This window comes from Bacillus sp. 11C, assembly GCF_055486375.1.
This window is the reverse complement of record NZ_JBUPVZ010000007.1, coordinates 132,401-157,263: the sequence shown is the minus strand read 5'-3', so window position 1 is coordinate 157,263 and position 24,863 is coordinate 132,401. Positions and strand designations below refer to the sequence as shown.

Annotated in this window: 25 protein-coding genes and 4 pseudogenes; 20 read left to right on the top strand and 9 right to left on the bottom strand. The window is 38.5% G+C overall.

Going from position 1 to position 24,863, the window contains the following annotated elements; all coding sequences use genetic code 11:
• Positions 1-14 precede the first annotated feature (14 nt).
• The 3 genes from ACY3LV_RS12195 (at position 15) to ACY3LV_RS12185 (ending at position 3,816) form a co-directional block, all read left to right on the top strand.
• Complete coding sequence (locus tag ACY3LV_RS12195) at positions 15-722, top strand: hypothetical protein (protein ID WP_464863871.1); 708 nt, start codon at positions 15-17, stop codon at positions 720-722.
• 74 nt (positions 723-796) lie between these two features.
• Complete coding sequence (locus ACY3LV_RS12190; RefSeq protein WP_079288583.1) at positions 797-1,018, top strand: hypothetical protein; 222 nt, start codon at positions 797-799, stop codon at positions 1,016-1,018.
• Complete coding sequence (locus ACY3LV_RS12185) at positions 1,015-3,816, top strand: phage tail tape measure protein (RefSeq protein WP_464863869.1); 2,802 nt, start codon at positions 1,015-1,017, stop codon at positions 3,814-3,816. Before ACY3LV_RS12190 ends, ACY3LV_RS12185 begins: the two co-directional genes overlap by 4 nt.
• Before the next feature lie 83 nt (positions 3,817-3,899).
• Here ACY3LV_RS12185 and ACY3LV_RS12180 read toward each other — a convergent pair whose 3' ends face one another.
• Entirely contained in the window at positions 3,900-4,106 is a 207-nt protein-coding gene (locus ACY3LV_RS12180; protein ID WP_079288581.1) for a KTSC domain-containing protein, read from the bottom strand.
• Between the two features lie 81 nt (positions 4,107-4,187).
• On the opposite strand from ACY3LV_RS12180, the gene ACY3LV_RS12175 reads away from it, so the two are divergent.
• The 3 genes and pseudogenes from ACY3LV_RS12175 (at position 4,188) to ACY3LV_RS12165 (ending at position 7,336) form a co-directional block, all read left to right on the top strand.
• Complete coding sequence (locus tag ACY3LV_RS12175; protein WP_176113081.1) at positions 4,188-4,328, top strand: hypothetical protein; 141 nt, start codon at positions 4,188-4,190, stop codon at positions 4,326-4,328.
• A gap of 506 nt (positions 4,329-4,834) precedes the next feature.
• A pseudogene (locus ACY3LV_RS12170) lies at positions 4,835-5,783 on the top strand (phage tail tape measure protein); the annotation flags it as partial.
• Between the two features lie 125 nt (positions 5,784-5,908).
• The gene (locus ACY3LV_RS12165) at positions 5,909-7,336 is read left to right on the top strand and encodes an ApeA N-terminal domain 1-containing protein (RefSeq protein WP_464863868.1); all 1,428 of its coding nucleotides are present in this window, start codon (positions 5,909-5,911) and stop codon (positions 7,334-7,336) included.
• 52 nt (positions 7,337-7,388) lie between these two features.
• Here the strand turns inward: ACY3LV_RS12165 and ACY3LV_RS12160 are convergent, their stop codons facing one another.
• The 3 genes from ACY3LV_RS12160 to ACY3LV_RS12150 all read right to left on the bottom strand — a co-directional run bounded on the left by ACY3LV_RS12160 (position 7,389) and on the right by ACY3LV_RS12150 (position 9,087).
• Complete coding sequence (locus ACY3LV_RS12160) at positions 7,389-7,670, bottom strand: hypothetical protein (RefSeq protein WP_464863867.1); 282 nt, start codon at positions 7,668-7,670, stop codon at positions 7,389-7,391.
• A gap of 152 nt (positions 7,671-7,822) precedes the next feature.
• Complete coding sequence (locus ACY3LV_RS12155; RefSeq protein WP_014479495.1) at positions 7,823-7,975, bottom strand: PhrK family phosphatase-inhibitory pheromone; 153 nt, start codon at positions 7,973-7,975, stop codon at positions 7,823-7,825.
• On the bottom strand, positions 7,972-9,087 hold the full coding sequence (locus ACY3LV_RS12150; protein ID WP_464863866.1) for a response regulator aspartate phosphatase: 1,116 nt from the start codon (positions 9,085-9,087) through the stop codon (positions 7,972-7,974). The genes ACY3LV_RS12155 and ACY3LV_RS12150 overlap by 4 nt, the downstream gene beginning before the upstream one ends.
• Positions 9,088-9,433: 346 nt before the next feature.
• Between ACY3LV_RS12150 and ACY3LV_RS12145 the strand changes: the two genes are divergently transcribed.
• Together ACY3LV_RS12145 and ACY3LV_RS12140 are read left to right on the top strand one after the other, a co-directional pair.
• A complete protein-coding gene (locus ACY3LV_RS12145) occupies positions 9,434-11,230 on the top strand; it encodes a T7SS effector LXG polymorphic toxin (protein ID WP_464863865.1) in 1,797 nt (598 codons plus the stop codon).
• Between the two features lie 20 nt (positions 11,231-11,250).
• The gene (locus ACY3LV_RS12140) at positions 11,251-11,715 is read left to right on the top strand and encodes an SMI1/KNR4 family protein (protein WP_080529497.1); all 465 of its coding nucleotides are present in this window, start codon (positions 11,251-11,253) and stop codon (positions 11,713-11,715) included.
• A gap of 43 nt (positions 11,716-11,758) precedes the next feature.
• Here ACY3LV_RS12140 and ACY3LV_RS12135 read toward each other — a convergent pair whose 3' ends face one another.
• The 3 genes from ACY3LV_RS12135 to ACY3LV_RS12125 form a co-directional block, all read right to left on the bottom strand.
• Positions 11,759-11,914 (bottom strand): hypothetical protein, encoded by a 156-nt coding sequence (locus tag ACY3LV_RS12135; protein ID WP_268449775.1) that lies wholly within the window; start codon positions 11,912-11,914, stop codon positions 11,759-11,761.
• Between the two features lie 99 nt (positions 11,915-12,013).
• A complete protein-coding gene (locus ACY3LV_RS12130) occupies positions 12,014-12,274 on the bottom strand; it encodes a hypothetical protein (protein WP_166849122.1) in 261 nt (86 codons plus the stop codon).
• Between the two features lie 123 nt (positions 12,275-12,397).
• Positions 12,398-12,622, bottom strand: a complete 225-nt coding sequence (locus tag ACY3LV_RS12125; protein WP_268449788.1) for a helix-turn-helix domain-containing protein — start codon at positions 12,620-12,622, stop codon at positions 12,398-12,400.
• Positions 12,623-12,787: 165 nt separating this feature from the next.
• Here ACY3LV_RS12125 and ACY3LV_RS12120 point away from each other — a divergent pair, with 165 nt between their 5' ends.
• From ACY3LV_RS12120 to ACY3LV_RS12105, 4 genes are all read left to right on the top strand, one after another.
• Complete coding sequence (locus ACY3LV_RS12120) at positions 12,788-13,102, top strand: hypothetical protein (RefSeq protein WP_464863864.1); 315 nt, start codon at positions 12,788-12,790, stop codon at positions 13,100-13,102.
• Between the two features lie 14 nt (positions 13,103-13,116).
• Entirely contained in the window at positions 13,117-13,509 is a 393-nt protein-coding gene (locus ACY3LV_RS12115) for a hypothetical protein (protein ID WP_268449791.1), read from the top strand.
• Between the two features lie 1,328 nt (positions 13,510-14,837).
• Positions 14,838-15,500, top strand: a complete 663-nt coding sequence (locus ACY3LV_RS12110; protein ID WP_464863863.1) for a hypothetical protein — start codon at positions 14,838-14,840, stop codon at positions 15,498-15,500.
• A gap of 126 nt (positions 15,501-15,626) precedes the next feature.
• Complete coding sequence (locus ACY3LV_RS12105) at positions 15,627-15,932, top strand: hypothetical protein (protein WP_268449797.1); 306 nt, start codon at positions 15,627-15,629, stop codon at positions 15,930-15,932.
• Positions 15,933-16,555: 623 nt separating this feature from the next.
• On the opposite strand, the gene ACY3LV_RS12100 is transcribed toward ACY3LV_RS12105, so the two are convergent.
• Positions 16,556-16,687: a hypothetical protein gene (locus ACY3LV_RS12100; protein WP_464863903.1), complete on the bottom strand. Its 132-nt coding sequence runs from the start codon at positions 16,685-16,687 to the stop codon at positions 16,556-16,558.
• A 398-nt stretch (positions 16,688-17,085) separates the two neighbouring features.
• Positions 17,086-18,318 carry an amidase domain-containing protein gene (locus ACY3LV_RS12095; protein WP_464863862.1) on the bottom strand — a complete coding sequence of 411 codons (1,233 nt, stop codon included), beginning with the start codon at positions 18,316-18,318 and terminating at the stop codon, positions 17,086-17,088.
• 125 nt (positions 18,319-18,443) lie between these two features.
• Here ACY3LV_RS12095 and ACY3LV_RS12090 point away from each other — a divergent pair, with 125 nt between their 5' ends.
• The 8 genes and pseudogenes from ACY3LV_RS12090 to ACY3LV_RS12055 all read left to right on the top strand — a co-directional run bounded on the left by ACY3LV_RS12090 (position 18,444) and on the right by ACY3LV_RS12055 (position 24,849).
• Positions 18,444-18,764, top strand: coding sequence for a hypothetical protein (locus tag ACY3LV_RS12090; RefSeq protein ID WP_464863861.1), 321 nt, complete (start codon positions 18,444-18,446; stop codon positions 18,762-18,764).
• Positions 18,765-18,926: 162 nt separating this feature from the next.
• Positions 18,927-19,049 (top strand): annotated as a pseudogene (locus ACY3LV_RS12085) (hypothetical protein); the annotation flags it as partial.
• 15 nt (positions 19,050-19,064) lie between these two features.
• A pseudogene (locus ACY3LV_RS12080) lies at positions 19,065-19,234 on the top strand (hypothetical protein).
• Positions 19,235-19,270: 36 nt separating this feature from the next.
• A pseudogene (locus ACY3LV_RS12075) lies at positions 19,271-19,730 on the top strand (hypothetical protein).
• A gap of 25 nt (positions 19,731-19,755) precedes the next feature.
• The gene (locus tag ACY3LV_RS12070) at positions 19,756-20,037 is read left to right on the top strand and encodes a putative quinol monooxygenase (protein ID WP_464863860.1); all 282 of its coding nucleotides are present in this window, start codon (positions 19,756-19,758) and stop codon (positions 20,035-20,037) included.
• Positions 20,038-20,176: 139 nt separating this feature from the next.
• Positions 20,177-20,494: a hypothetical protein gene (locus ACY3LV_RS12065; protein ID WP_464863859.1), complete on the top strand. Its 318-nt coding sequence runs from the start codon at positions 20,177-20,179 to the stop codon at positions 20,492-20,494.
• A gap of 300 nt (positions 20,495-20,794) precedes the next feature.
• Positions 20,795-22,747 (top strand): BglG family transcription antiterminator, encoded by a 1,953-nt coding sequence (locus tag ACY3LV_RS12060; RefSeq protein ID WP_202328424.1) that lies wholly within the window; start codon positions 20,795-20,797, stop codon positions 22,745-22,747.
• Positions 22,748-22,896: 149 nt separating this feature from the next.
• A complete protein-coding gene (locus ACY3LV_RS12055) occupies positions 22,897-24,849 on the top strand; it encodes a fructose-specific PTS transporter subunit EIIC (protein WP_202328423.1) in 1,953 nt (650 codons plus the stop codon).
• The last annotated feature ends 14 nt before the right edge of the window (positions 24,850-24,863 follow it).

The window sequence follows — 24,863 nt, the reverse complement described above, 5'->3', positions numbered from 1 at the left end:
GGAGGAATTTTATAATGAGTAAACTTGATGTAATGATTCAGAGCTACACACAAGCTGAAAAAATTCGCGAATCGGTTAAAGGCTTTGTTATGGAAGCTAAACAGGGCCTTGAAAAGCGTGAAACAGAAATCCTCCGGGATGCTACTCTTACGCGTGCCGGCCAAGAACAGCACTTAGAAAAAGCACGCTCTCATTATTTAAAACAACTTTTAGGGCAACTTCAAAGTGCTAAAAAGGAATTCGAAAAGTCTTCCGAAAGCGCGGTCGCTTTTGCGGACGAAATTCTTCTTGCTGACCCGGAAAGACCGTCCGCAGCAGTAGAAGCCGAATTTGAGCGACGTCTTACTGCGCTTAGAACGGATACTATACTCGCGACGAATACAAAATCAGGATTGAGTAAGCTAGATTCTTTCGTCAATGCGATCGATAACCCGTATTTTGCTCGAAAAATGATGGATGAATTCCCGGCGTTGGCAGCCTCTTTTGTTAATAAAGACGTATCGAGCCAACTAAAGCTCGGCCATATAAATACGAAGCTGATAAGTATGGCGTCTACCGAGGAACAAAAACAAGCTCAACAGATTAAGGAGTCCGCCTTGAGTAAAAAAGAACAGCCACTTATTCCGGAATATGACCAGTATTACAATGTAGCGACAAAAACGTTTGGTCCTCAGATGGCCGACTACCTTCGTAATCCTGAATCGTATTCCGGCCAAGAGTAATTTAATAAAGTCCGAATGAAGCAGGGTGTCCGTAATGGGCGCCCTTTTTATTTTACCTAAAAGGAGCGAGTGAAATGGGAGAGATAATTCCTTTTGTCACGAAAGAAGAAGCGGACAGAGTCGCCTATGCGGTCGGTGTTATCGAATGGCTCACAGAAAAGGTCTTAAAAGGCGAGTTAGACTTTACCGACGGGCAAGAATCAAAAATCGCTGAAGCAACTGAGGTCTTAAATCAGTACAGCGCGGAGGAACTTTTGATTTTCTTCAATCGTCCGCAGGAAGGCGATAAAGAATGAGCGGAACAACAGTCGGAGAAATTAAGGCGCGGCTAGTTCTAGATACGAACGAATGGAGCCGGAGGCAGGCGCAAGTAAGAAATGATCTGACGCAAATGGGACGGTCGTCCGAAAACGTATCAAAGCAAATGGGCCTCGTACAAAAAGCGTCGCTTGCGGTCGGAGGCGCGGTCGCTGCGGGCATAGGTGTATCCGTCAAAAAGGCGGCTGATTTCGAAGCTGCCATGTCGAACGTTAAAGCGATAAGCGGCGCGACCGGACAGGAATTCGAGGACCTGAAAAACATCGCGTCTAAAATGGGCGCAGAAACGAAGTACACAGCGGTCGAAGCTGCGGAAGGTCTTCAGTACCTTGCGATGGCCGGCTTTAGCGTAAAAGATCAGGTCGCCTCTTTACCATCGGTACTTAACTTAGCGGCGGCATCAAACGAAAGTCTCGGACGTTCGGCGGACATTGTATCGAATATCATGACCGGTTTTGGCATCAAAGCAGAAGAGTCCGGCCGTGCTGTTGACGTTCTCGTCAAGACGATGACAACCGCGAATACCGACCTGCCACAGTTGGGCGATGCGATGAAATACGTAGCCCCTGTCGCGCAATCTCTTGGCTATTCGATGGAAGATACAGCGACAGCCGTTGCGAAAATGTCTGACGCCGGTATTCAGGGATCGATGGCAGGTACGGCGCTTCGTGCTTCGTTATTGCACCTGGCGAATCCTGTCGGGCAGTCAGCTAAAGCGATGGAAAACTACGGTATCGAAGTGGAAGACGCTCACGGAAATCTTAAGCCGTTGCCGGAATTAATCGGACATATCGCGGAAAGATTTGATGGTATGACGTCAGCACAAAAAACGGCAGCGGCGGCGCAATTAGTCGGAACCGAGGCAGCGTCCGGATTCGTAACGCTTTTAGGTGTCGGAGAAAAAGGGCTGCGCGATTACTCTAAAACGCTACAAGACGCAGGCGGTACGGCCGATCGTGTAGCTAAGACACAGATGGATAACCTTAACGGATCATTCGAGAAATTTAAATCGGCGCTCGACGGGCTCGGCATCAAAATCGGTAATGAGTTCTTACCTGCTTTCCGAAAAATAGTCGATACAGGTACGCAGATCATCGATTTCCTCAACAAGCTGAACCCAGGCATCATTACGACCGGACTCGAAATGGCAGGTACGGCCGCAGCGATTGCGCTTGTAGCGTCGTCGGCGGTTAAACTCGGCATAGCACTGCGAGGCTTGTTCGTTGCGATGGGCCCTGCCGGATGGATTATAACGGGGCTTTCGATCCTTGGCGGTCTTTTAGTCGGCGTTAAAGCCGGATATGACGAAATGAATACGGTCAGTCTCGAAGCTGCAAACGCAAAGCAGAAAGAGATTGATTCGCTTAACGGGCTGATAACTGAATTCGATAAACTCCAAGCGAAAACGAAGTTGACATCGGAAGAGTTTGCGCATTACCTCGATTTGAACGATCGGATTAAGTCCGAGACGAATGCGGATTCGATTAAACGGATGAAAGACGAGCAGGCGGGGCTTCGAGAGAAATCGGGGTTGACGAATAGTGAATTTGATCGGTATTTGTCGCTGAACGATCAGATCCTAGATAAAGCGCCGCAAACAAACAGAGCAATTAGCGAACAAGGAAACGCTTTTGCCAAAAACACGAAAGCCTTAAAACGCCTAACAGACCAAAAGGCGGAAGATCTTCGTATTGAATTAGAGTCTCAGCGGGCGAATCTAGAATCGAAAAGATCCGATGATCTCAAAGAAAAGGCTCGCCTGCAAGAGAAAATAAATGATCTTACAAAGACATATTACGATAACGAAACGAAAGTGGAAGAACAACTCAAAAAGGTAAAAGCTATAGAAGAAGAGATTAGCAGCGCTAAAGCAGCCGGTAATACAGAAGAAGCTGCCAAGAAAGAACAGATACTCGGAACAGAAAAACGGATTCTTAGCGAGCTTCAGGATCAGCTAGGCACAAGCGGCGAAAAGCTGTTGAGTAAAAAAGAGGAACTGCAAAAGATTAATGAAGAACTCGCAAAACTCGACACAGTGAAGCAGAAAATGGTCGATCTTGAACTTCGACAGGTTGGTTTGACTGCGAAAAAAGGTGAGGGCGTAAAAGTTATCGATAAGGAAATAGCGAGATTAAAAGACGCCAGAGCCAACCTCGTAAACAACACGTCAGCCGCCGACAAGAAGAAGCAAGAGTATCGAAAGTCATTAGACGCAATCGATAGCGAGATATCCAAGCTAGAGAGTGCAAAAGGACGCGTCCAAGAAATCACAACGGCTGCGGAAACTATGAACGCCACCTTAAGTAAAGATATTACGAAACGGATTACGACAATCACTTCGGATGTCTCGATGAAAACAGAACGTGCCGTAAGTCGCGGAAGAGGTAACGAAGGTACTTACCACACCGGAGGTATTATAGGACGCGGTCAGATTAACAAGCTTCACACCGGAGGCCTCGCATCTAAATTCGCAGACCGACCGATGAGTCACGAAGTTGATATTCGCGCGCTCCGTAACGAAATGGTGTTAACCGAAGCTCAGCAAGCGAACCTTATGCGGATGATTGACGCAGGGCATACGGCGGCTACGAGCGGCAGCCCGGCCGTTTCAGCCGAGATGCTTCACGTTTTGAAGGCGATTGAATCGGGTGTGAACCGAGACGGTTCGATCCATATAAGCATAGATGGTCATACGGTTGCCAACGCTACTTTTCCGTACTATGATCGGAAAATGTCGGATGAAGTTGGCATGGCGCAGTTGTTGGACGGGCGGTAGGGATAACGAACCAGGGCGGCATTCCTGCCGCCTTTTTAGTTTCGTTGGTCATACGGTTGCCACTATAAAATATAAGATGCTTTCTATACTCTTGCATATCTATAGCTTCTTTTAATAAAAGCATGATGGTATCTTCCCTTAGAAGGAGCGGACAATAGGCCTTCATACACACCCTGAGGTACATCAAAATAATCGTAAGTGCCGCTTTTAAAAACAATCCGTAACACTTTGGATTGGGGATCGTAGCCAACAGCACTTAAATTTGAAGAGTTAACGGGGACTAAGTTCATAGTATCACCTCCATTTGGTATATATTTCTGCAAAAAAGATCAAAATACCTTCAAAAACTAGTCGAAAGGATGAGAAAATTGTTGGAATTTAAAACGTTAAAAGAAATCGTAGAGCAGCTTAAGGATTGCGGATATGAATGCGAGGCAGGTCCGTTAGTGAATAACGTAGCTTTTCAAAAGCTTGCGGAATTGGCTGATGTCGAAATACGAGAGCAACCGTGATCAAACGGAGTCTCTATTGAGATGTCTGAGTAATATTTTAAAAAATAAACTCTTTTTATACCTTGCGCGGTTGAGGCGCTATAGTCTATAATCGGAATTAACAGAATAAGGACGTTCAATGTGAGTCGCATGACTTAACGATGACTTAACGCTTATATACCAACGTTTGGCTTACCGAATGACTTTTCGGATCACTTGCGGATACCTTGACAGGGTAGAGGTCGCTGGTTCGAGCCCAGTCGGAATCATAGCTTAAACCCTTGCGCAGCAAGGGTTTTTTACTTTTCATTAATAAAGTCGGATTATCAAATTTGCAAGTTGTTGGCGAACTTGATTTTTTGGCTTCGAAATCTATTGACCGTCTCTCTTTTTTAAGGACAAATTGTTGAAAAGATAAGCTGTCTTATCAGCTGATTTTATTGTTGCATGGCAATAACAATACTATCGAATGTAGTTCGATTACCGGCGTGACTCAGTAATCCAGCAAGATTTCAGGTTCTAATATAATGCATGATATTGAGTTAGAAGCGCATCAAAAACCTACTCAAGATAAGATAGATGAAATCCACAAAGAAGATGATGAAGCTAAATATCAAAGATAAAGTTTATAAACTTTCAGTGGATTCTGACGAAGCGAAAGCTCAAGTCAAAGACTTGGAAAAACAGCTTCAAGAACAACAGGAAGCATTAGATGAATTCATTAAAGATCGTAGCAACACAAAACGGAAAGAAGCTCTACAAGATCAGCTTGAAAAAGATCAGGACGCCATAAATGATAAGTACGACAATTTAACGAATGACGAAAGAGCATTTAAGAAGATTGAAGACAAACTCATGAATGGAAAGATAACTGATATCACCAAGCAATTGAACGAGTTTTCAAAGTTTATTAACAGCAATATGGAGTCTATCGGTAAGAGCATTTCAAACAACCTGATTGATAAGCTAAAAGAGGCTTCAAATGCCCTCTCCACAGTAGTTAAGGGGAACACAACCGGTAAAAAAGTATCGTCATTTGATACAGGCGGGTACACTGGAACAGGCTTAGGTGCTGGTAAGCTTGCATTCCTGCATGACAAAGAACTTATTTTAAATAAGACAGATACAGAGAACATGCTTCAAGCTGTAAAAGAAGTACGTAAGCTATCTAATAGTGATTTAGAAGCTGAGAAGCAAGTTAAACCCGGCCTAAGCAAGTACAAAGATATTCTCAGTTCTGTATCGTTTGAAGCCGGGAAACTTGGATTGCCAAACCTAAATGCAAATGTAAAGACGAATGTTCCAAATTCCATAGTGAACAATAACACTGAAAACTCAACGGTTAATAATGATTTTAAATTCCAAGTTACAGTTAATGAATCAGGAAATCCACAAAAAGCAGTTGATTTGATGTACAAACAATTTGTTAATGGACTAAAACAAAGTGGTATTAACCTAAATTTCAATATGAGATAAATAAATTTAAAGCGTATTACATAGTGGAAATACGCTTTTTTGTTTATTTTTGGATTTGGATATAGGATAATGGTATTAATAATAAACAACGGTAAGTTGATCTAATTGCAATGGGGGGAGTTATATTGAAAGTAAGGAAAAGAGGAAGGCTTGAAACTTTTGAAACCATGGGAAAATGGTGGACAAAGGATAATCCAGATAAAATGGTAACCGGGACATTAAAGTATACTCCTGAAGAAATCACGCTTGATTTAATTGGGGTTCTTGGTGAAGATTACTTTCTAAACTTTGAAAATGAAACACCAGAAGAAATTTACGGAATATCTGTAGGTGGAGAAAGCTTTAAACTTGATGTCTTAAATAGAAGTGGGGCTAGATCTTCTTGGCCAGGCGTACCTATTGAAACCTATAACGTGAGAAGTTTTTTAGCAGGTAATTATACAGAAGAATTTCCTGAAAGTTTTGATAATGTATTGTTTAGCGCAGATTACTTAACTCCCTGGATTGATCCAGGGGTATTTGAAGAAGAACGATCAACTAAAGATAACTATTATAAAATAGAATATTTTCCTCCAGAAACAAAAGAATACAAGATAAAGAGCATTAACACCACTATTGAAGAATATTTTATTGGGAATACAAAAAGAGATTTTATTTCAAAGGTAGAGATCAATGCTAGTCATACTTCCTGGTTTAAAGTAAGTCCAGATGAAAACAAGAATCTGACTTGGTTTTTGGATATAGTTCGTTCTTTTAAAGGCTTTTTAAATCTTTTATTAGATTATACTACATCAGATGAGCATATTTTATTTAGGGTGTTTAAAAAGGAAGAAAAAAGATATTTAGAATACAAATATTTTGAGAGTATTAAAGAAGTTAAAAAGAAAAAAAGAAATATTCAGTTCCTATTTAAGTATAATGATGTAAAAGAAAACCTTGAGTCAATACTAAATAATTGGTTTGAAAAAGAAGAGAAGCTAAAAACGATAATAAGTTTTCACTTAGTTAATTTTGAAAGATTATATCTTGATACTAAATTTATTAATTCTGTTCAAACATTAGAAATCTTTCATAGAAGATTCTATGAAGGAGCTAAAATAGACCAAGAATTATATAGTGATAATACAAAAAAAATAAAGCAATTTATTATTGAAAATATTAAGGACGAAGAAGTAAAATCCTTCTTTTTAAATAAATTCAATCATGGCAATGAATATAACTTAGGGAGAAGATTAAAAGAGTTAATAAATGGGTTGTCACAGGATGTTAAAATCTTTTTAATAGGGAATAGCGAGAATAGAGATCGTTTTATTCAAAAAGTAGTTGAAACAAGAAATTATTTAACTCATTTTGATTATACGAATAAAAAAATGGTTCTTGAAGAACCTATTGGAAAATTTTATGCTGCATATCGAATGAAGGTAATTCTTATTTTTATTGTCTTGAAAGAATTGGGATTAGAAGAGGAATTAATATTTAAGAAGGTTAAAGAGCATAGAACAATGAGTACATTCTTGGATCAAAGTAAAGAGGTTTTAAATAAGAAGAAGTAAAATTAATTTAACCCTATCCAGTTTAAAGGATAGGGTGTTTTATTACTCATAATTATTGATGCACTCGACAGCCACACACGCAAATAAAGTGTACATGCTTGTTCCCACTCCAGTTACAAACATAATTAGTTGATTTTTTTTGACATGAAGGGCAAGTTACACCAGGTTTAATGTTAGGTTCGCCGTCATGCTGTTCATAAACCTCTAATACATCATCAAACATTTTAAGCACTCTTTTTAGTTCTTCATCAAGCTCCTTTGTATTTTTTCTTTGCTCATCCTTTTCACCTCGCACTGAGTAGCCTAAGTTCTTATCTAATACAAAAAAGCCCATTATAGGGCTGCGCTTTATAGATCTGCTTTTTTACGCTGACGGAGTCTGATAATAAGATACAACTCCTATTATTGCTAACACGATGAATACGGCTAGGATGCTCCATAACGTTATTTTAACGCCCTTTGTCATCTTATGCCCCTCACTTTTTATTAAGTTCCAACCGGTCTCTCTGCAATTTGGATATCAGTTCCGACTGGTTTTTCACTAAATTGAATGTCTGACTGAGTAAACAAACTAGCGCCAGCAGCTAACCCACTTAAGATAATAGCTGTAACAGACACACGAAGTATTAATCTTTTCATCCTATTCCCTCCAACTGCCTCATTTTCTTTTCGGCTAAAATTGCTCGCTTAGAAAATTCTAGAGCATCCTTATAACATTCTTTCTTCTCGCAGTAATGAGAGATAATCAAGGAAAGATCAAGAACACTGTCTAAGTCATTCTTTTCCTGAAGGAAATGAATGTAGCTCCAACATTGCTCGATGGTTTCCTTTTGATTATCTTGAAGAAGTGCATAAATGATGTTTATTTTAGCCTCATACACTTTATTCTCTTTCTGGGTTAAATTTTCCTGTCCTTTTTTGTAATAATATACAGCTTTATCTTTTTGACCCATGAGGAATAACTCTTTGGTAGCCATGTAAAGAGAGTTAATGTAATAAACTGATTGTCTCCACTCTTTATTTCTTATGGATTTTCTCAGTGCGTTGAGACAGTCTTGGGATCTATTTGCTGCTGAGTATGTAATACTTAAATTGTGATGAATTTGCGCTTCGAAAAATTTATCATCAAGCTCTTTTGAAATTCTAATGGCTTGGAAATAAGCTTCTTCAGCTTTATCAAACTGGCCTAGATCTGTATAGTTAGTTCCTACAACCATAAGTGCAGTTGCATACTTCCTTTTGTAATTTTCATTCCCTTTATAGATGTTAAGTGCGTTGTTTATATAATTTAGTGAAACAATACTCTGACGGAGCATCATGTACATTGATGCCACTTTAGAATAAAATTCAGCAGCTTCAATTTCATCAGGAATAATGGATAACTTTTTCTCAGTAATTTTAAATAGGCTTATGGCATTCTCAAAGTTTCGATTGTAGGATTCGTATAACGCCTCAAATAAAAAGAAGTAGTACTCTATCATGTTATCTGTTTTTTGAATTTCTCTCGCATGTCTTTTGTTGAAGTAGGAATGCTTTGGAAAGTCTGTTCCTTTTACTTGATACATCATCATTTTATGTCTCTCTTCAAGTAGAGAATAATACATTAATACTTCCTGATCTTCTTCCATGTCATCAAATAAAGATTTGACTGCGTTAAAATATTTTTCAGCAGTCTCAACATTCTGCTGTTTTATAGCCATATACCATTCATTTAAGAAATTAGCAACATATTCAGAAGCAAGTTTACTCATAATAACCCCTATTTCTGTCAAGATTCTAAATTATCAAACAAATGTTAACACAACTTTAACATTAAATGTAATATATAGAAAAAATTTTCGACATAGCGCAACTCTGATTTCGTGATGACGCAATTAAACTCAAGGGATAATATACCTAATTTTCAGGATGCGAAAGAACAAATTGCTTAGGTCTTGTATATCGATTATAAGGAAATGTCCTTTTTCCGAAAATGAATTGAGTAAAAATAACTATTTCCATTGGAGGGTTTTTAATGTTTGGCCGATCTTAAAGCTATTAACTCTCCTAAACTATGGTAAAATTTTAAGTATTGAGTGTTAAAAAAAGGAGAATGAAATGAAGGTATTTGAAGCTGATTCATTGCTCTCAGAAGCGGATAAAAGAACCAAAGAGTATAAGGAATTAAGGTCACAAATGGTGAAGCTAAGAAAAGCTTTTCAAGACGTAGCTAACCTGGATGACAGTGAGTTTTCCGGCAAGGGCGCTAACAATATCAAAGCATTTTATCATGATCATGTCGGCGTAACAGATCAATGGATTGATTTAATTGATATGAAGATTGCTTTCTTAAGCAGCGTTTCTGCAAAACTTGAAGAAGCAAAGTTATCAGATTCTTACATAGAAGAATCTTTTCTAGAACATGAGCTGGCAAACGCTTATACAAAATCAAAATCCATTATGTCTGAACAGAAAAAAGCAATGAAAGACATTCTGAATGACATCAATGACATCTTACCTCTTGAAATATTCTCAACAGAAGACTTCAAAGACAAGCTTTCTTCTGCAGATGACAAACGTGAGAAGACTGTCGATAAATTGAACAAGCTTGATGAGGATTTAAAAACAGAGTACGCTGAGACTGAGCCAAACGAACAATTCATTCAACAAGATTTTAAAAAGCTGCAGGAATCTACAGGCAAAGGGAAGAACGCCACACCGATTCACTACAACGCCAAAGCGTACAGAGAAAGTGACATACATAAGAAAAAAGGCGATATTGAGAAGCATTCTGAAGCTTATTTAAACGTGAAGAAAGAAGAAGCTAAAGAACGTGAAATTAAAGAATTAAAGAAAAAACTTAATGATGGTGTTTCTGACCCTGATGAGTATTTAGAGATTGCTAAAAAAGTAGGTTATGAGAATCTTGAGCCGGCTCAAGTACAGCTTGCTGTGCAAATCGAACAGGCCAAACAGATGGAAGAAGCAGGAGAAGTCACCTGGGATATCGTAAAGGGTGTAGGAGTTGGTTTATATGATGTCGGAAAAGACACTGTAACCGGTATTTGGGACTTCATCACCGATCCAGGAGAAACATTGTCAGCACTGGGCAATGCAGTTATTCATCCAGTGAAAACATATGACGCTATTTCAGCGGCAATTGAAGAGTCTTATCAAAAGGATATGGTGAATGGAGATGCCTATTCTAGATCAAGATGGGTAACGTATGCAATTGGTTCAGTGGCTGCAGCTGTTGTTGGAACAAAAGGTGCAGGAGCCATTAACAAAGCAGATGCAGCAGGCAAGGTAATAAATAAAGCTAGTCAAGCAGGGAAGAAAATTAAGGACGTCAAGATTCCAGATATGTTGCCTTACAACCCTAAGTATAAGCTTGCTCTAGCTGATAACGTACCATACAATGTGGTTAATAGCCAAAACCTTAAGAATGAACTTTTGACTAATGCGAAGAAATTACCAGATGGAACAAGAAAGCCGTTTACTGGACAAAAGATTAATCCGCCATGGTTAAATAAAGAAAAGTATGAAGCGTATGAAATAGAGGGTAAGGTAAAGGCGAAGGGGAAAGTTAAAGATATAAGCCGAAGAGTGTATACTATGAAAGATATAGATATTAATCAAAAAAATCGTAAAGGCCTTACGAATCTTCAACTGATGAAAAATGGTAACGCTCCGTTTGCAAAAGACGGCACACAGATTAATTTACATCACCTGATTCAAGAAGAACCTGGCCCAATGCTTGAAATTCCAAATAGCCTACATACTAAATATAGCGGCATTATCCATAAGCTTAAATCTGACGGCGAAAGCTTCAGAAACGATCCAGTTTTGAAAGCCCAGTATGATAATTTCCGAGATAGGTATTGGAAGTGGAGAGCAAAACAATATGAAAAATAAAAAAGGAATGAGAGATATCAATGGACTTATATGAAAAAACCATAGAATTTATAACTGAAAATAAAGCAGACAGTTATTTTACTGGAGGTATAGGTGAAGAAAAGATTATTAATATAGAGAAGGAACTTCAATTACAACTTCCTGATAGTTACAAATGGTTTCTGAGAAACTTTGGCTCTGGTGGCTTATATGGAATTGATACTTTAGGGTATGACTATGGGGGAGCTTCTGTAGTTGAAACCACAGAAGAATATCGTAATCATTTTAATTTATCTGAGGGACTTGTTGTAATAGAAGATATTGATTTTTTTGCATATGCCTTAGATACTAACAAAATGAACAGTAATAATGAATGTCCTGTTTTTATTTGGGATAGAGTGCTTGGATACCAAGACAAGCTAGCCGATAGCTTTATTGAGTTTTTCTACAAAAGGTTGCTTGAAAAAAAAGAAAACTGGGAAGAAGATGAAGACTGGGACGATTAATCAGAACGAGATAACCCCCTCACAAACTGTGAAGGGGTGTTTTTTATCTGAAAATAGAAGCTGAGCAGGCTCTAACCAGCGTCTCATATTCTTTAAGGTCAATTGTTATTAATTTCTCATTATTTTTCTTACAATCATCTATCTTTTGTTGAAAGTTTTTAATATCAGTTGTACTAACTCTGAATGGCTGTAAGTTCATGTGCAACACCTCCTTTAAAAGAAGCATAGCACATATCAAATGAAAAATGTGGGAGCTCCGTCAGTGTAGATTACTTGAACAAACTTCTCATAATTTTACTCAGTTATTCAATCTTGCTTCAAGTTCAAACACACGTTTATTAAGAACGTCAGTCTTCTTATCTACATTCTGCAGCTGTTTAAGATGAGCCGTAATATCTTGAGGTTGGTTTTCCTCAAGTCGGTCTAATTTAACGTTAATCTGATTGAATTCCTTCTTTGTTTCTTCTCTAAAGGAATTCAATTCGGATGACACACCGTCAATCTTCTTATCAATTTTCTTTATCTCATCCAATATAGCTTGAAGCATATTGTTCTCCATCCCGTTCACCTCTCCGTACAGTATAACAGCTATTGCAATACTTTTGATCCTCGGAAATTCCGATGAGTAGAATATTTCAATGGTTTTGTTTAACGAATTAAAAAATAAAAGCAATACTTTTGCTTAAGAGTCTGAGTCATTGATTTCAACTAATTCAACTACATCCTGTATCGGGCACTCAAGATACTCACAAATTTTAATTATAACTGAGAGTGACACTGCTTCCCCTTTAGACATTTTAGCAAGAGTTGCTGATGAAACATCAAGGTCATTCCTTAAATCTATTTTACGCTTATCTTTTTTTATAAGAGTGATTTCCATCGGTTTATAACTAGGTCTTAACTTCATAATACACCTCAAGGGTTTTTCTTTATTATAGCACATTGCAAAACTTCAGATTTAACTTTTTAAACATTTTTTTCGTAAATGCATTGACTAAGTTCAAAATAGGTAATATAATATGTTTAGAAAGTTAAACATCACGTTAGAAAATATGAATTAGGGGTGAGTGATTTGAAACGCATAATCATCCGTAGGAATGACTTAGGTAAATTGCCCGCAATACTCTTTTACAAGCAATTCGCAATAGCTGGCGAAGATGGTCAAGTTCATCTGTATCACGTCTTAAAAAGAGGAGATGGGACGTACGATAGCCTTCATTCAGATTTCTTAGGTGAAGATATTCAATACAAAAGTCTTGTTAGTCTGACTAATGCAGTAGTTAAAAAGTTACTTCACACAACCTTATGGAACGTTCTTATTGATGATCGTAGTTTGTTTATCACCTATGACAAGTTTCAAATCTTAGACAAAAACAAAACATACTAAAGGGGATAATGACAATGCAAATTAACAGACACACTGTAGGAACTAACGTAGCGAGCTTAGGGACAATAACTAACGAGGAACGCTTTGAGGATATGGCTAATCATTTTCACCATTTCATCCTAAATAACAAGTCAGAAGAAGTTAATTTCATTGAAACAAGTAATAATGGAGCGCCCACAAAGCGCTTCAACATACATACTGATATCACAATTCCAGTTTCCTTCAATATAGATGGTGAAAGTGAAGAGGACGCAAGAGACAATTTAGAGTCAATGTTGCAAATGGCAATTGATCATATATATGTGATGTTTGAAATGGGCGGAGGACAAACGGTTATCCCAAGAGTTAGCGACAATTTATGTGAGATTGGTGAGTATGACGTAGAGGAAGCAGATGCTGATGAATAAAACTGAGGCACATAACGAGTGGTTCTGTAAGGTGGCTATTGGAGTATTACTAGTAGCTGTACCGGCTATATGTATCCAGTTTGTAGCTTGGTTTGGATGATTAGGGAGTGCTGGCACACTCTCCTAATCTTGGTCAATACTATGCCATTCCATTGTATTTAAACTCAACAATTTAATCAAGGGGGGTCGTGTAATACGACTCCTTACAATTAAATATTAGTCAGTCTCATGCTCCTGAATTAAGGTGTTGTCTTTAGTGATGCCTTTTTTAAGGATCAGGCTGCCGTGGAATGCGCTAACACACGTAAAACTTGACAGGGTAGTGACTCAGCCGCCGCAATAAATGAGGATAGGATGCCTTCTGTGTTTCCCTATTTACACATGCATCTGAAAGGCGAAAGCTGCCATTAAGTGCTGACGAAGGAAGGGTGTATCGTTTCTGACGATGCAGGACAAGCCACAAGTATCAGGACTCAGATTTGAGCTTTGAGAACCTGTTAGGGACACTTGACACAGTAGGCTTGTTTGGGGAATAACCAACGGCAAATAGGGTGAACACACGGATACCACAAGTGGATATACAATCAAGTTCAGTCGCCTGCCTGAGTTTGTTTATTTTTTTACAAGCAAATTCAGGCAGACAACTTGTCCAGCCGTTGTCCACAGTCTCAACCAATCAAGCAAAAGATCAAAAGAAAAGTCAAGACAAATAACAAAGAAATTTGTGAGGTTCATATGGGACTGTATTACCAATTGTAATAGTGGAGAGGTCATACCCAATACCGTATACGACCTTACATCACTCGTGGATAAATTAGCAACGACTCAATCTACGACCATGTGGAGGTCGTAGACAAAACAACCACGACCTAGGTATGCTCCTTGATGAAATAAAAACGACCTGAGCGAAGCTATTGAGAAATGAAAAAAGAGCGTTTCAAAAAGAAGCACCCTCTGAACCATTATCTAGCCATTTCTAACGGATTAATAAGTTAAATAAACCTACAAGAATTATAATTGCTCCACAAACTGTAATAAACGTTCCGTTTTTTTTATTTTCTGATTTAGATGTTAGTATTCCTCTGATTAGATAATTAAGACCGACTAATATTAGAGTCCAATAAAAGAAAACTCCTTTTAAAGTAAAGCCCAATATGATAAATAAAAGAACCAATGCTAGCGTTGTGTAGTGGAAAAGTCTGAATGTAAGACTAGTCATTATAAACCCCCTAGTTTAAATTCTCCTTAAAATACAATTAATGGGTTGCATTTAAATCTATTAACCTCCAGAATTGTAAATGTATAACAAGAGGAGGTTTTAATTTATCATGAAAAAGATTGTCCTTTCAAGTGTTGCTGTGTTGACTGCTGTTACAATTTTTAGTCCTGTTTCAGATGCAAAAGAACTTCAATCTTCAAATTCAGTTGTCCAGAATGTAGAACCGGCTTATGAAACTGAATCTGTAGATTACAACGGAACTACGTACACTTTTTCAGAAAGAACTGTTAATGATGTAGTTGAGATTATTGTAAATGATGGGGAAAAAACAGACAAGATTCAATATGACCAAAATAACGATAAGCTTAAAGTTAATGGCGAAGTGGTGAATTTTGAACAAACTTCATCACCAGTAGAGCAATTGGCTAATAAAAATGATACATCGGCTGGAATTTTGAGAGATCATTGGGAAGGCTATAATGTCAGCAAGGGTAGTTTCAATGGAATTTCCGCAAGTGTAAGTGTTTTTGCTGGTGTTTTATTGGCAACTTGTATGAAAACAGCTGGCAGGGCTGGTGCTGTAACAGCTGCAGCAGGAATTCTTAGCAGTATAAGTAGTGTAGCAACCACGATTACATGGAGTAGGTATGACTTTAGATTGCTCAATGCTAAGAAAGGTCAATATTCACGTAAATCTGATACTTATTTTAAGAATTATAAAGGAAAGCAAATTTTTCAAACGTCATGGCTATGGAAAAGAAGATTGAAATAAATATTCCCCGTTTTTAAGTGATTCAAAAGATAATTAGACTCCCTTTAGCTGGGGGTCTTTTTAATGCGTTGTGTTAAAATATGGATGGGTGTTTTGTTCACAAGGGGGAGAGAAGGAGGGGTACCAATGGATTCGAAAGATTACTTCAAAGCAGCTATTAAGTCATACTGTAAGCGACATAATATGTCACCGCAAAAAGCAAGATTTACAAAAAGCGATGGTTTTATAACTGTAAGTGTCAAAAACCATTCGGAAAATGGGATAGATATAGACTGTTTTAAAGTCCTGGACTGTATATTTAACATAATTGGGCCTAGAGAAGTTAAATTTCGCCAAACAACCTTTATGTTCGCAGACTCTGAAAAAGTAGATAGAGTTACGGTTTCTTTTGATGAAAAAGATTATGTTGCCTTAAGCGCATTGTTTTCATGACAGGGTAGCAGTCATAGATGGACTTTAATTTTTGAGAGCACCTGATGTTATATTATGGCTATCAGAGTTAATGATTCGTTCAGTGAAGGTATCTACAAAACCGTAGGCAATCTTTATGTTTTTGTGTCACCTTGGCGTCACATCGGAGTCACAAAAACTTTAAAAACCACTTAGTAACAACAAATATCAGTCAGGAAACTAAATCCCATGAACCCTTATATGGCAAGGGTTTAGGCAATTATTTAGGATTGTTAATGATTAGTCAGAATACGTGTCTCGTCCTTGACAGGGTAGAGGTCGCTGGTTCGAGCCCAGTCGGAATCATAGCTTAAACCCTTGCGCAGCAAGGGTTTTTTACTTTGCTTTAATAAAGCCGGTTTATCAAATTCGCGAGTTGTTGGCGAACTGTTAGCGAAATTCATTGACCGTAGTCCAAAAACTACCTCCAAACTTACTTGATTAGCTCCAATAGTAACAAACGGAAGATCGGATTTCTGTTAAATCTTCATTGATAAAAGCCAGTCCAAGACCGTCACTTCAGCCATGCATCTTTTAAATAAAGTTTTGTACCGAAAACATCAATTGCATTTTTTAATTCTGCTAGCCCCTTTATAATAATCTTGTTAAACTTTTTGGGGTGATACTGATTCGTGATTTGTACTATGGTTTGCAAGGCTTGTAGCAAAATCAGGAGCAACAGAAACGAGTAAAGCAAGGGATAACGCAGAACCAGTTAAAGTTTTTTTCAAATTCATTTTAAGCACTTCCTTTTTTAAAATACAACTTTATTATTAAATGAAATACAAAAATATCCAAGTATTTTTTGTTAGTGAGTTGAGTTAGGGGGATTGGATGGCACTTAGAATACTGTTTCTGCTGATGGGATGCGGATTCTGATATATTTCCAACACGACTACAGGCCGGACATGAAAGCGAACCTTGCTTTGATCGGGGCAATCATTTCATTCACGGCTGCGGCTTACTTTAAAGATATTGATAAGTATATAGAGAAGGGAAACAAATGAACGGAATCTCTGAGGGGTGGAACACGTTTAAATTACAAAAATCCCCTGAACCATTTTGGATCAGGGGATTGCTTTCCCAACAGCTTATTAGTAGCGGAAGGCATGATCAACGGTTTAGTATCAATTTATTAATTGCGAATACTAGAAACGTACCGTTTTCCGCCTTCCATGGAAGTAACATATTCCCGAGGGACGTTATGTCTATTGGTAGAATGATAACTTACATAAATTTTGTAATTCTCTCGACTCGTTACAATAGCCGTATGATCCATCCAACCATCAGCACGGCGAAGACCTATTTTATTATGGTAATCATAGTGATATACATCTCCAAGCGCTACATTTGAATATGTATCAGAAACAGTCTTCATTTTTATTCCGCCAGCTTTTAAAATGTATGATCTGAAGGCTCCTGCATTAACCCAAGCATCTGTATAGGGTTTCCATTCTTTAAAGTATGGCATTCTTCCAGCTCTTAATGCTTGGGAAACAAAGTTAGTACAATCTTTGTCTTTATAATATTTATAGTTTTTATTTGGTTTCAATGCATATTTGTCTGCATATTTTTTTGCAGCATAACCACTATACCCTTTAACAGATGTTGCCATCACAGTTAGTTGATTAGAGTTAGCAGCATTGAAGCTCATACTTACTGGTTTATTTTCACTCTTTACTTCTTCTTTATCATCATTTTTCACTTCTTGCTTATAATTCTTTAAAAATTCATCTAATTTAACATCCGAAGAATATTCTTCATCATTTTCATATTGTAGAGTTGAAGAAGACTTATTTACTTGTGTTACATTTAGTTGCTTAGAAGAATTATTCAATGGTATTACATTTAGTTGCCTAGAAGAATTTTTAACTTGAGATAAACTTAGATTAGAAGTATTTGTTGATTGAGAACTTGGTTTATCAGAAGCTGCTGTTTTTGGAATTTCAAGTTTAATATTATCACCCAGAGATGTTGTTACTTTATCAACACCAAAAACAAAGTTTCGAGTAATATAAGCTTCAACAATTAGCTTATTGTTTTTTTCAGAAGTCTTAACATCGTCTATATCGTATGTAAACTCGTGGAATTTTTGTTTGTCCACTTTACTTAACGCAGAATACAGTAAGACTCCTTCGTCGGAATCAGTCAATTTAGACTCTTTAGGATGAGCTAAAGGAGTGTTGTGTTCAAAGTCATATTTTTGTTGTTCCAACATATCCTTAACTTTTTCGTAACCAATTTCGTTGGTAATTGAAACTTTTTCTTTAGCCTCTTTATTAGTAGTGGCTGCAAAAATTTCATTTGTTAACACTAATGGTGACAACGATAGACATAAAACTAGTGAAGCGAGTAATTCTTTTTTCATACGAAACCTCCAATAAAATCTAAATATAAGTAATATTTATCATTTACACCAGTGGGAATATGGCATAAAATACATATAATAATATAACATAAAAACAAATACATAAAAAGGTATCGGAGGAAAAAATGAAAAAGAAAACTAAAATTATACTTTCTCTCTTAGTAGCACTTATAGTTATATTGATAGCACTTCCGGTTCTATCTCCTGTTGTCTTTACAGCTTCTTCTGAAAAAGGAGCAATTAGGCACGAAATTTATAAAAGAGGATATCCCTACCAAAGCTACTTTGCAGTTCTCCAGAAAAGAGAAGGAGACAATGAATCTGGGAATCTTTATTATGTAAAATGGCTAGATTGGAAAGATGAAACAGGACAAACTCCTCACTTATGCTATTCAAAAAAGGCATCAGATGGTGAATACAAAGTAAGCTGTGGAACAGGGCCCTGAAAAATAAATTTTAAAATTGAATAAGTCCAAGACGGAAAGCCTGCGGACACTGATCGTTGTACAGAGAAATTTGTGCTTCGGTCGGTGTCCGTTTTTTTTCGTAAATAACTAGATGTCTATCGCGATTACTAGCTATGAAAGGAGTAATTAGACATGAAATAGTCCAAAAAGAAACCATCACAGAAGCAACAGGCGCGCTCAGATCGTTTCTGGCAATCAATGATGAACACGAACATGCAAACACTCAGACGCGGCAAAGGCGACGCTTATAAACGCAGAAAGTAAAAGGGGAGTTTCAGGATGAAATACGGATTCGCTTATAAAAACGGAAAGCTTGTAAATATCTTTTGCGGCAAAGAAGAGCTCTATAACGAGTTGAAAGCCTTCTTGGTCAAAACCTTCAGAATAAGCGTGAAAGAGGTATCGAGGCCTCAATATATCGCGGAACAAAAAGCAAACAACTGGAATGACACTTACTCTATTTAACTATCAGGAGAAAAAGCACTATGACAGATCAAATGATTGCATGGGAGATTGAGGAATGGATTCGTGATTATATTTCATGTTGCGGGAGATAAAAAGGCTCAACCGTGTGTTGAACAAAGTAGACTTTATTAGCACAAATTTCACTGCAACATACGGGGATGAAGCGGGCATGCCAAGGGGATCAGCTGGCGTCCGTCAGGCAGAATTGCGACAGATGGACCGAAGAGAGAGACGGCTTCACAAATATGAATCTATTGTACATTACCTGGACAACGCTATGGAACACATTGAAGAAGAAAAGCACCGCATCGTTTATGATTGCATGATGGAAGGCATGAGCTACACTGCTATCGCAAACCACCTTGTTGCTCTCGGGATACCATCAGAAAGATCAAAACAGCCATAATCGGCAATATCTTCAATAAAGTCAAAGAAGCCAACTTTCTGCAATATTTGAACTCGCTGAAATCGGCGGTGTAAAATGGGAGGCAGGGGGGGAATTTCGATGCATTACATAACGGTATGCTTAAAAATCATCAGTGATAAAGACCTTAATGTGATAATGAAGGAATTTAAAAAACTTGAGGAAGAAACGAACAAAGAAGAAGGGTGTATTACATTTCATGCTTATCCGCTTGAACCATCAGAACGCAAAATAATGCTTTGGGAGATTTGGGAAAACGAAGAAGCAGTTAAAGCTCATTTCACGAAAAAACACACAAAAGATGTTCAAAAACTAGAATTAACGGAAGTAGAATGGTTAATGAAAAGCAATGTGAATGATTAATAAGGCATCTTCAAAAGAGACATTCAAAAACTTAGAATCGGAAAGTTGTTGGCGGATTGTTGTCCAACTCCGCCAACAATATCATGCGGAGGATTAAATACATATTATTAATAATATGTTTAAAAACTTGGAGAAAAAAATGAAAAAGAAAAGCCCAATTATACTTTCCCTTTTAGCAGCACTTATAGTTATATTGATAGCACTACCAGTTCTATCTCCTGTTGTTTTTACAGCTGCTTCTGAAAAAGGAGCAATCAGACATGAAATTAATAATAGAGGATATCCCTACCAAAGCTACTTCGCAGTTCTCCAAAAAGAAGGTGACAATGAATCTGGGAATCTTTATTATGTGAATTGGCTAGATTGGAAAGATAAAGCTGGACAAACGCCTCACTTATGCTATTCAAAAAAAGTATCAGATGGTAAATACAAAGTAGACTGTGGAACCGGGCCGTAAAAAAATGCCCGAGGTGGAATGTCTGCGGATACTGATCACTGGACAGAGAATTCTGTGCTTTGGTTGGTGTCCGTTTTTTATTTCGTATACTAAGCTGACATAAAACGAAAAAAAGAAACTATCACAGAATCAGAGCAGTTAACTCAAAATCATAAAAAAAACCTTTTTTCCGGAAGCTTCGGTAAAAAACGAAACTTTTGACTCTATCATTTTACGTTATGATGTAAACGGTTTCATTTGTAGTATACTTATACTATATATTTGTTCAAGTGGATACTGACAGGAAGGATAGAAAAACAGATGAAATACATGAATACAAGACAAAAAGAGATTTTGTATCTGTTGTTATCTGAACCTGATGACTATTTAGTTGTGCAAGATTTCGCAGACAGGGTACAGTGTTCTGAAAAAACGATCAGGAATGATTTGAAAGCGATTGAGGATTATCTCAATGAACATTCTCATGCGCAGCTCATTCGGAAGCCAGGATTTGGTGTCTATCTAAATATAGAAGAACAGGAAAGGACCTGGTTAAGCCAACAATTATATACTGAACATTTTCATTCTAGGCAGCGGACCGATGAAGAGAGAATGCTGCATATTGCTTATGATTTATTAATGAATGCAAAGCCTGTTTCCGCAAAAGAAATAGCCGCTCAGCATTTTGTGAATCGCTCTTCCATTAAAAAGGAATTATGTGCGCTAGAAGAGTGGCTGAAGCGGTATGAGATCACGTTGGTTTCGAAGCAGCGGATTGGTTTGAAGGTTGAAGGGAACGAAAAAAATAAAAGAAAAGCATTGGCAAGAATATCTGATTTGATTGATAACACGGAGTTTACTAGCCAATTTATTAAAAGTAAGTTCTTACGTCATGAAGTCGATTTTGTGATGAAAGAAATCAAATCATTACAAAAAAAGCATTCTCTCTATTTCACAGATGAGACGTTTGAGAGTTTGCTGCTGCATACATTGTTAATGATCCGCCGAATCAAATTGAAGCAGCCGATCTCGATATCTCCAAGAGAACTGGCGGCAGTAAAAAAGAAGAAAGAATACCAATGGACTTTTGCTTGTTTACAACGGCTTGAGCCGGTTTTTGCCATCCGCTTTCCTGAAGAAGAAGCTGTGTATTTAACATTACATATATTGGGCGGGAAAGTTCGTTATCCATTACAGAAAGAAGAGACAAATAACCTTGAAAATGCAGTGCTTCCAAAGGTTGTAGGGCATTTAATCAATCGTGTTTCAGAGCTGAAAATGCTGGATTTTCATAAAGATCAGGATTTGGTCAACGGATTGAACATTCATCTCAATACTGTGCTACAACGGCTGAGCTACGATCTTTCTGTATCAAATCCTATGCTCAATGACATCAAAAAGATGTACCCTTATTTGTTTCATCTGATCATTGACGTTCTGGAAGACATCAATCAATCGTTTGATCTTTATATCCCTGAGGAAGAGGCAGCATATTTGACGCTGCATTTTCAGGCAGCGATCGAACGGCTGCACCACAGCAGCGAGACACATAAAAAGGCGGTTATCGTCTGCCACATGGGCATTGGAATGTCTCAATTGCTGCGGACAAAAATTGAACGGAAATATCATCAAATCGCTGTAATGGCCTGTATTGCAAAGGCTGATTTAAAGGACTATATAAAAAAGCATGAGGATATCGATCTTGTCATTTCTACCATTGCGCTGGAACATGTAACGATCCCTCATGTTGTTGTATCTCCGCTTTTAGAGCCTGGTGAAGAGAAGAAATTAAGTGCATTTATACGTCAGCTGGGGGAATCGCACCGCCAAAAACGAAAAACCTTTCATATGCTGAACAATACGACTCCTTTTTTGGTTTTTTTGCAGCAAGAGGCAGAGCACCGCTACAAGTTGATTGAACAGCTGGCGACAGCTTTGTATGAGAAAGGCTATGTTGAAAAGGAATATGCGGTTCATGCGGTTATGCGGGAAAAAATGGCGGCGACAAACATTGGGGCAGGCATAGCCATTCCTCATGCAAACGCTAAATACATTAAACAATCAGCCATTGCAATTGCTACATTAAAAGAGCCGCTTGATTGGGGAAATGAGAAAGTATCGCTTGTTTTTATGCTGGCTGTCAAACATGAGGATCAAAATATGACAAAGCAGCTGTTTAGTGAGCTTTCATACCTGAGTGAGCAGCCGGCCATCGTCCAGAAGCTGACGAAAGAAACAGACGTCATGACATTTTTATCTCATTTGGAATATTAAAAGCAGGGTTGAAACCTTGCTTTTTTTGTTTATAGCGAAAAATGCCTTTATTTCCGGAATTAACGGTAAAATAAAACGATTTTTACGGCCTGATTTCAGTATACAGTTGAGTCAAGATCTTACGATTCATAGTTTAAAGGAGGATTTATATGAAACTGTTAGCGATAACCTCTTGTCCGAATGGAATTGCCCATACGTATATGGCAGCGGAAAATCTGCAAAAAGCTGCTGATAGATTAGGCGTTCGCATTAAAGTTGAGACCCAGGGCGGAATCGGGGTAGAAAATGAGCTAACCGCTGAGGAAATTCAGGAGGCAGACGCGATCATTATTGCGGCAGACCGCTCCGTAAACAAAGATCGGTTTATAGGGAAAAAACTGCTGTCTGTCGGGGTTCAGGACGGCATCCGCAAACCGGAAGAATTGATTCGAAAAGCACTTAGCGGGGATATACCGGTCTATCATTCCGCTTCAAAATCGGAATCCGGCAGTCAACAGGAGAAGAAGCAAAATCCGATTTACCGTCATTTAATGAACGGCGTTTCTTTTATGGTTCCTTTCATTGTCGTCGGCGGATTATTGATAGCGGTTGCATTAACGCTTGGGGGCGAAAAAACACCTAAAGGATTAGTTATTCCGGATGATTCCTTCTGGAAAACGATTGAACAGATCGGCAGTGCTTCATTTTCATTCATGATCCCGATATTAGCCGGATATATCGCATATAGCATCGCTGATAAGCCGGGACTTGTGCCAGGAATGATTGGCGGATATATTGCAGCGGCTGGAAGTTTTTATGACAGCGCAAGCGGCGCCGGTTTCCTCGGCGGTATCATTGCCGGATTTTTGGCTGGATACGCGGCACTTGGGATCAAAAAATTAAAAGTTCCAAAAGCAATCCAACCGATCATGCCGATTATTATTATTCCGGTGTTTGCATCACTGATTGTAGGGTTAGCGTTTGTGTTTTTGATTGGCGCACCTGTAGCTCGAATTTTCACAACTTTAACGGTTTGGCTGGCGGGGATGCAAGGTTCGAGCTCGATCCTTCTGGCATTGATTTTAGGCGCGATGATCTCATTTGATATGGGCGGCCCCGTAAACAAAGTGGCATTTCTGTTCGGGTCGGCCATGATTGGTGAGGGAAATTACGAAATCATGGGCCCAATTGCAGTTGCCATTTGTATACCGCCGATTGGCCTCGGCATCGCGACGTTTTTTGGAAAAAGAAAATTCGAGGCGCCGCAAAGAGAAATGGGGAAAGCGGCATTTACGATGGGACTCTTCGGCATCACTGAAGGAGCGATTCCATTTGCGGCGCAGGATCCTCTTCGCGTCATTCCAAGTATTATGGCAGGTTCTATGACTGGTTCTGTCATAGCGATGATTGGCAATGTGGGAGACAGAGTGGCGCACGGCGGACCTATCGTTGCAGTGCTTGGTGCAGTTGATCATGTCATGATGTTTTTTATTGCTGTGATTGCAGGATCTCTTGTCACTGCTCTGTTCGTCAATGTATTAAAAAAGGATATTACGGGAGCGTCCCCTGTGCTCAGCGAAACTGCACCGCCAAGTGAAGCTGCTGCAGCAAAAGAAATACCGCGGCCAATTCAAGCTGAAAGCCCGGAAGCCGAGATGACGGATATCAAAAAACTGACAGACATTATCAGTCCAGAGTTGATAGAGCCACATTTATCCGGGGAAACGAGAGATGACATCATTGATGAAATGATTCAAACATTGTCCCGCGGAGGTATGCTGCTTTCAGAGAGCGGGTTTAAACAAGCCATTTTGAATCGTGAGCAACAAGGAACAACGGCGATTGGCATGAATATCGCGATTCCGCACGGAAAGTCTGAGGCGGTCAGGAAGCCGAGTGTTGCCTTTGGGATCAAACGATCAGGTGTTGGCTGGAACAGCCTGGATGGATCAGATGCTAAATTAATCTTTATGATTGCTGTACCGAAAGAGAGCGGAGGGAACCAGCATCTGAAAATATTGCAGATGTTATCACGGAAACTAATGGATGACAGCTATAGGAAGCGGCTGCTCTCCGTGCAAACAACAGAAGAAGCATACAAACTGTTGGATGAAATCGTGTAACGCGGGGGGATTTT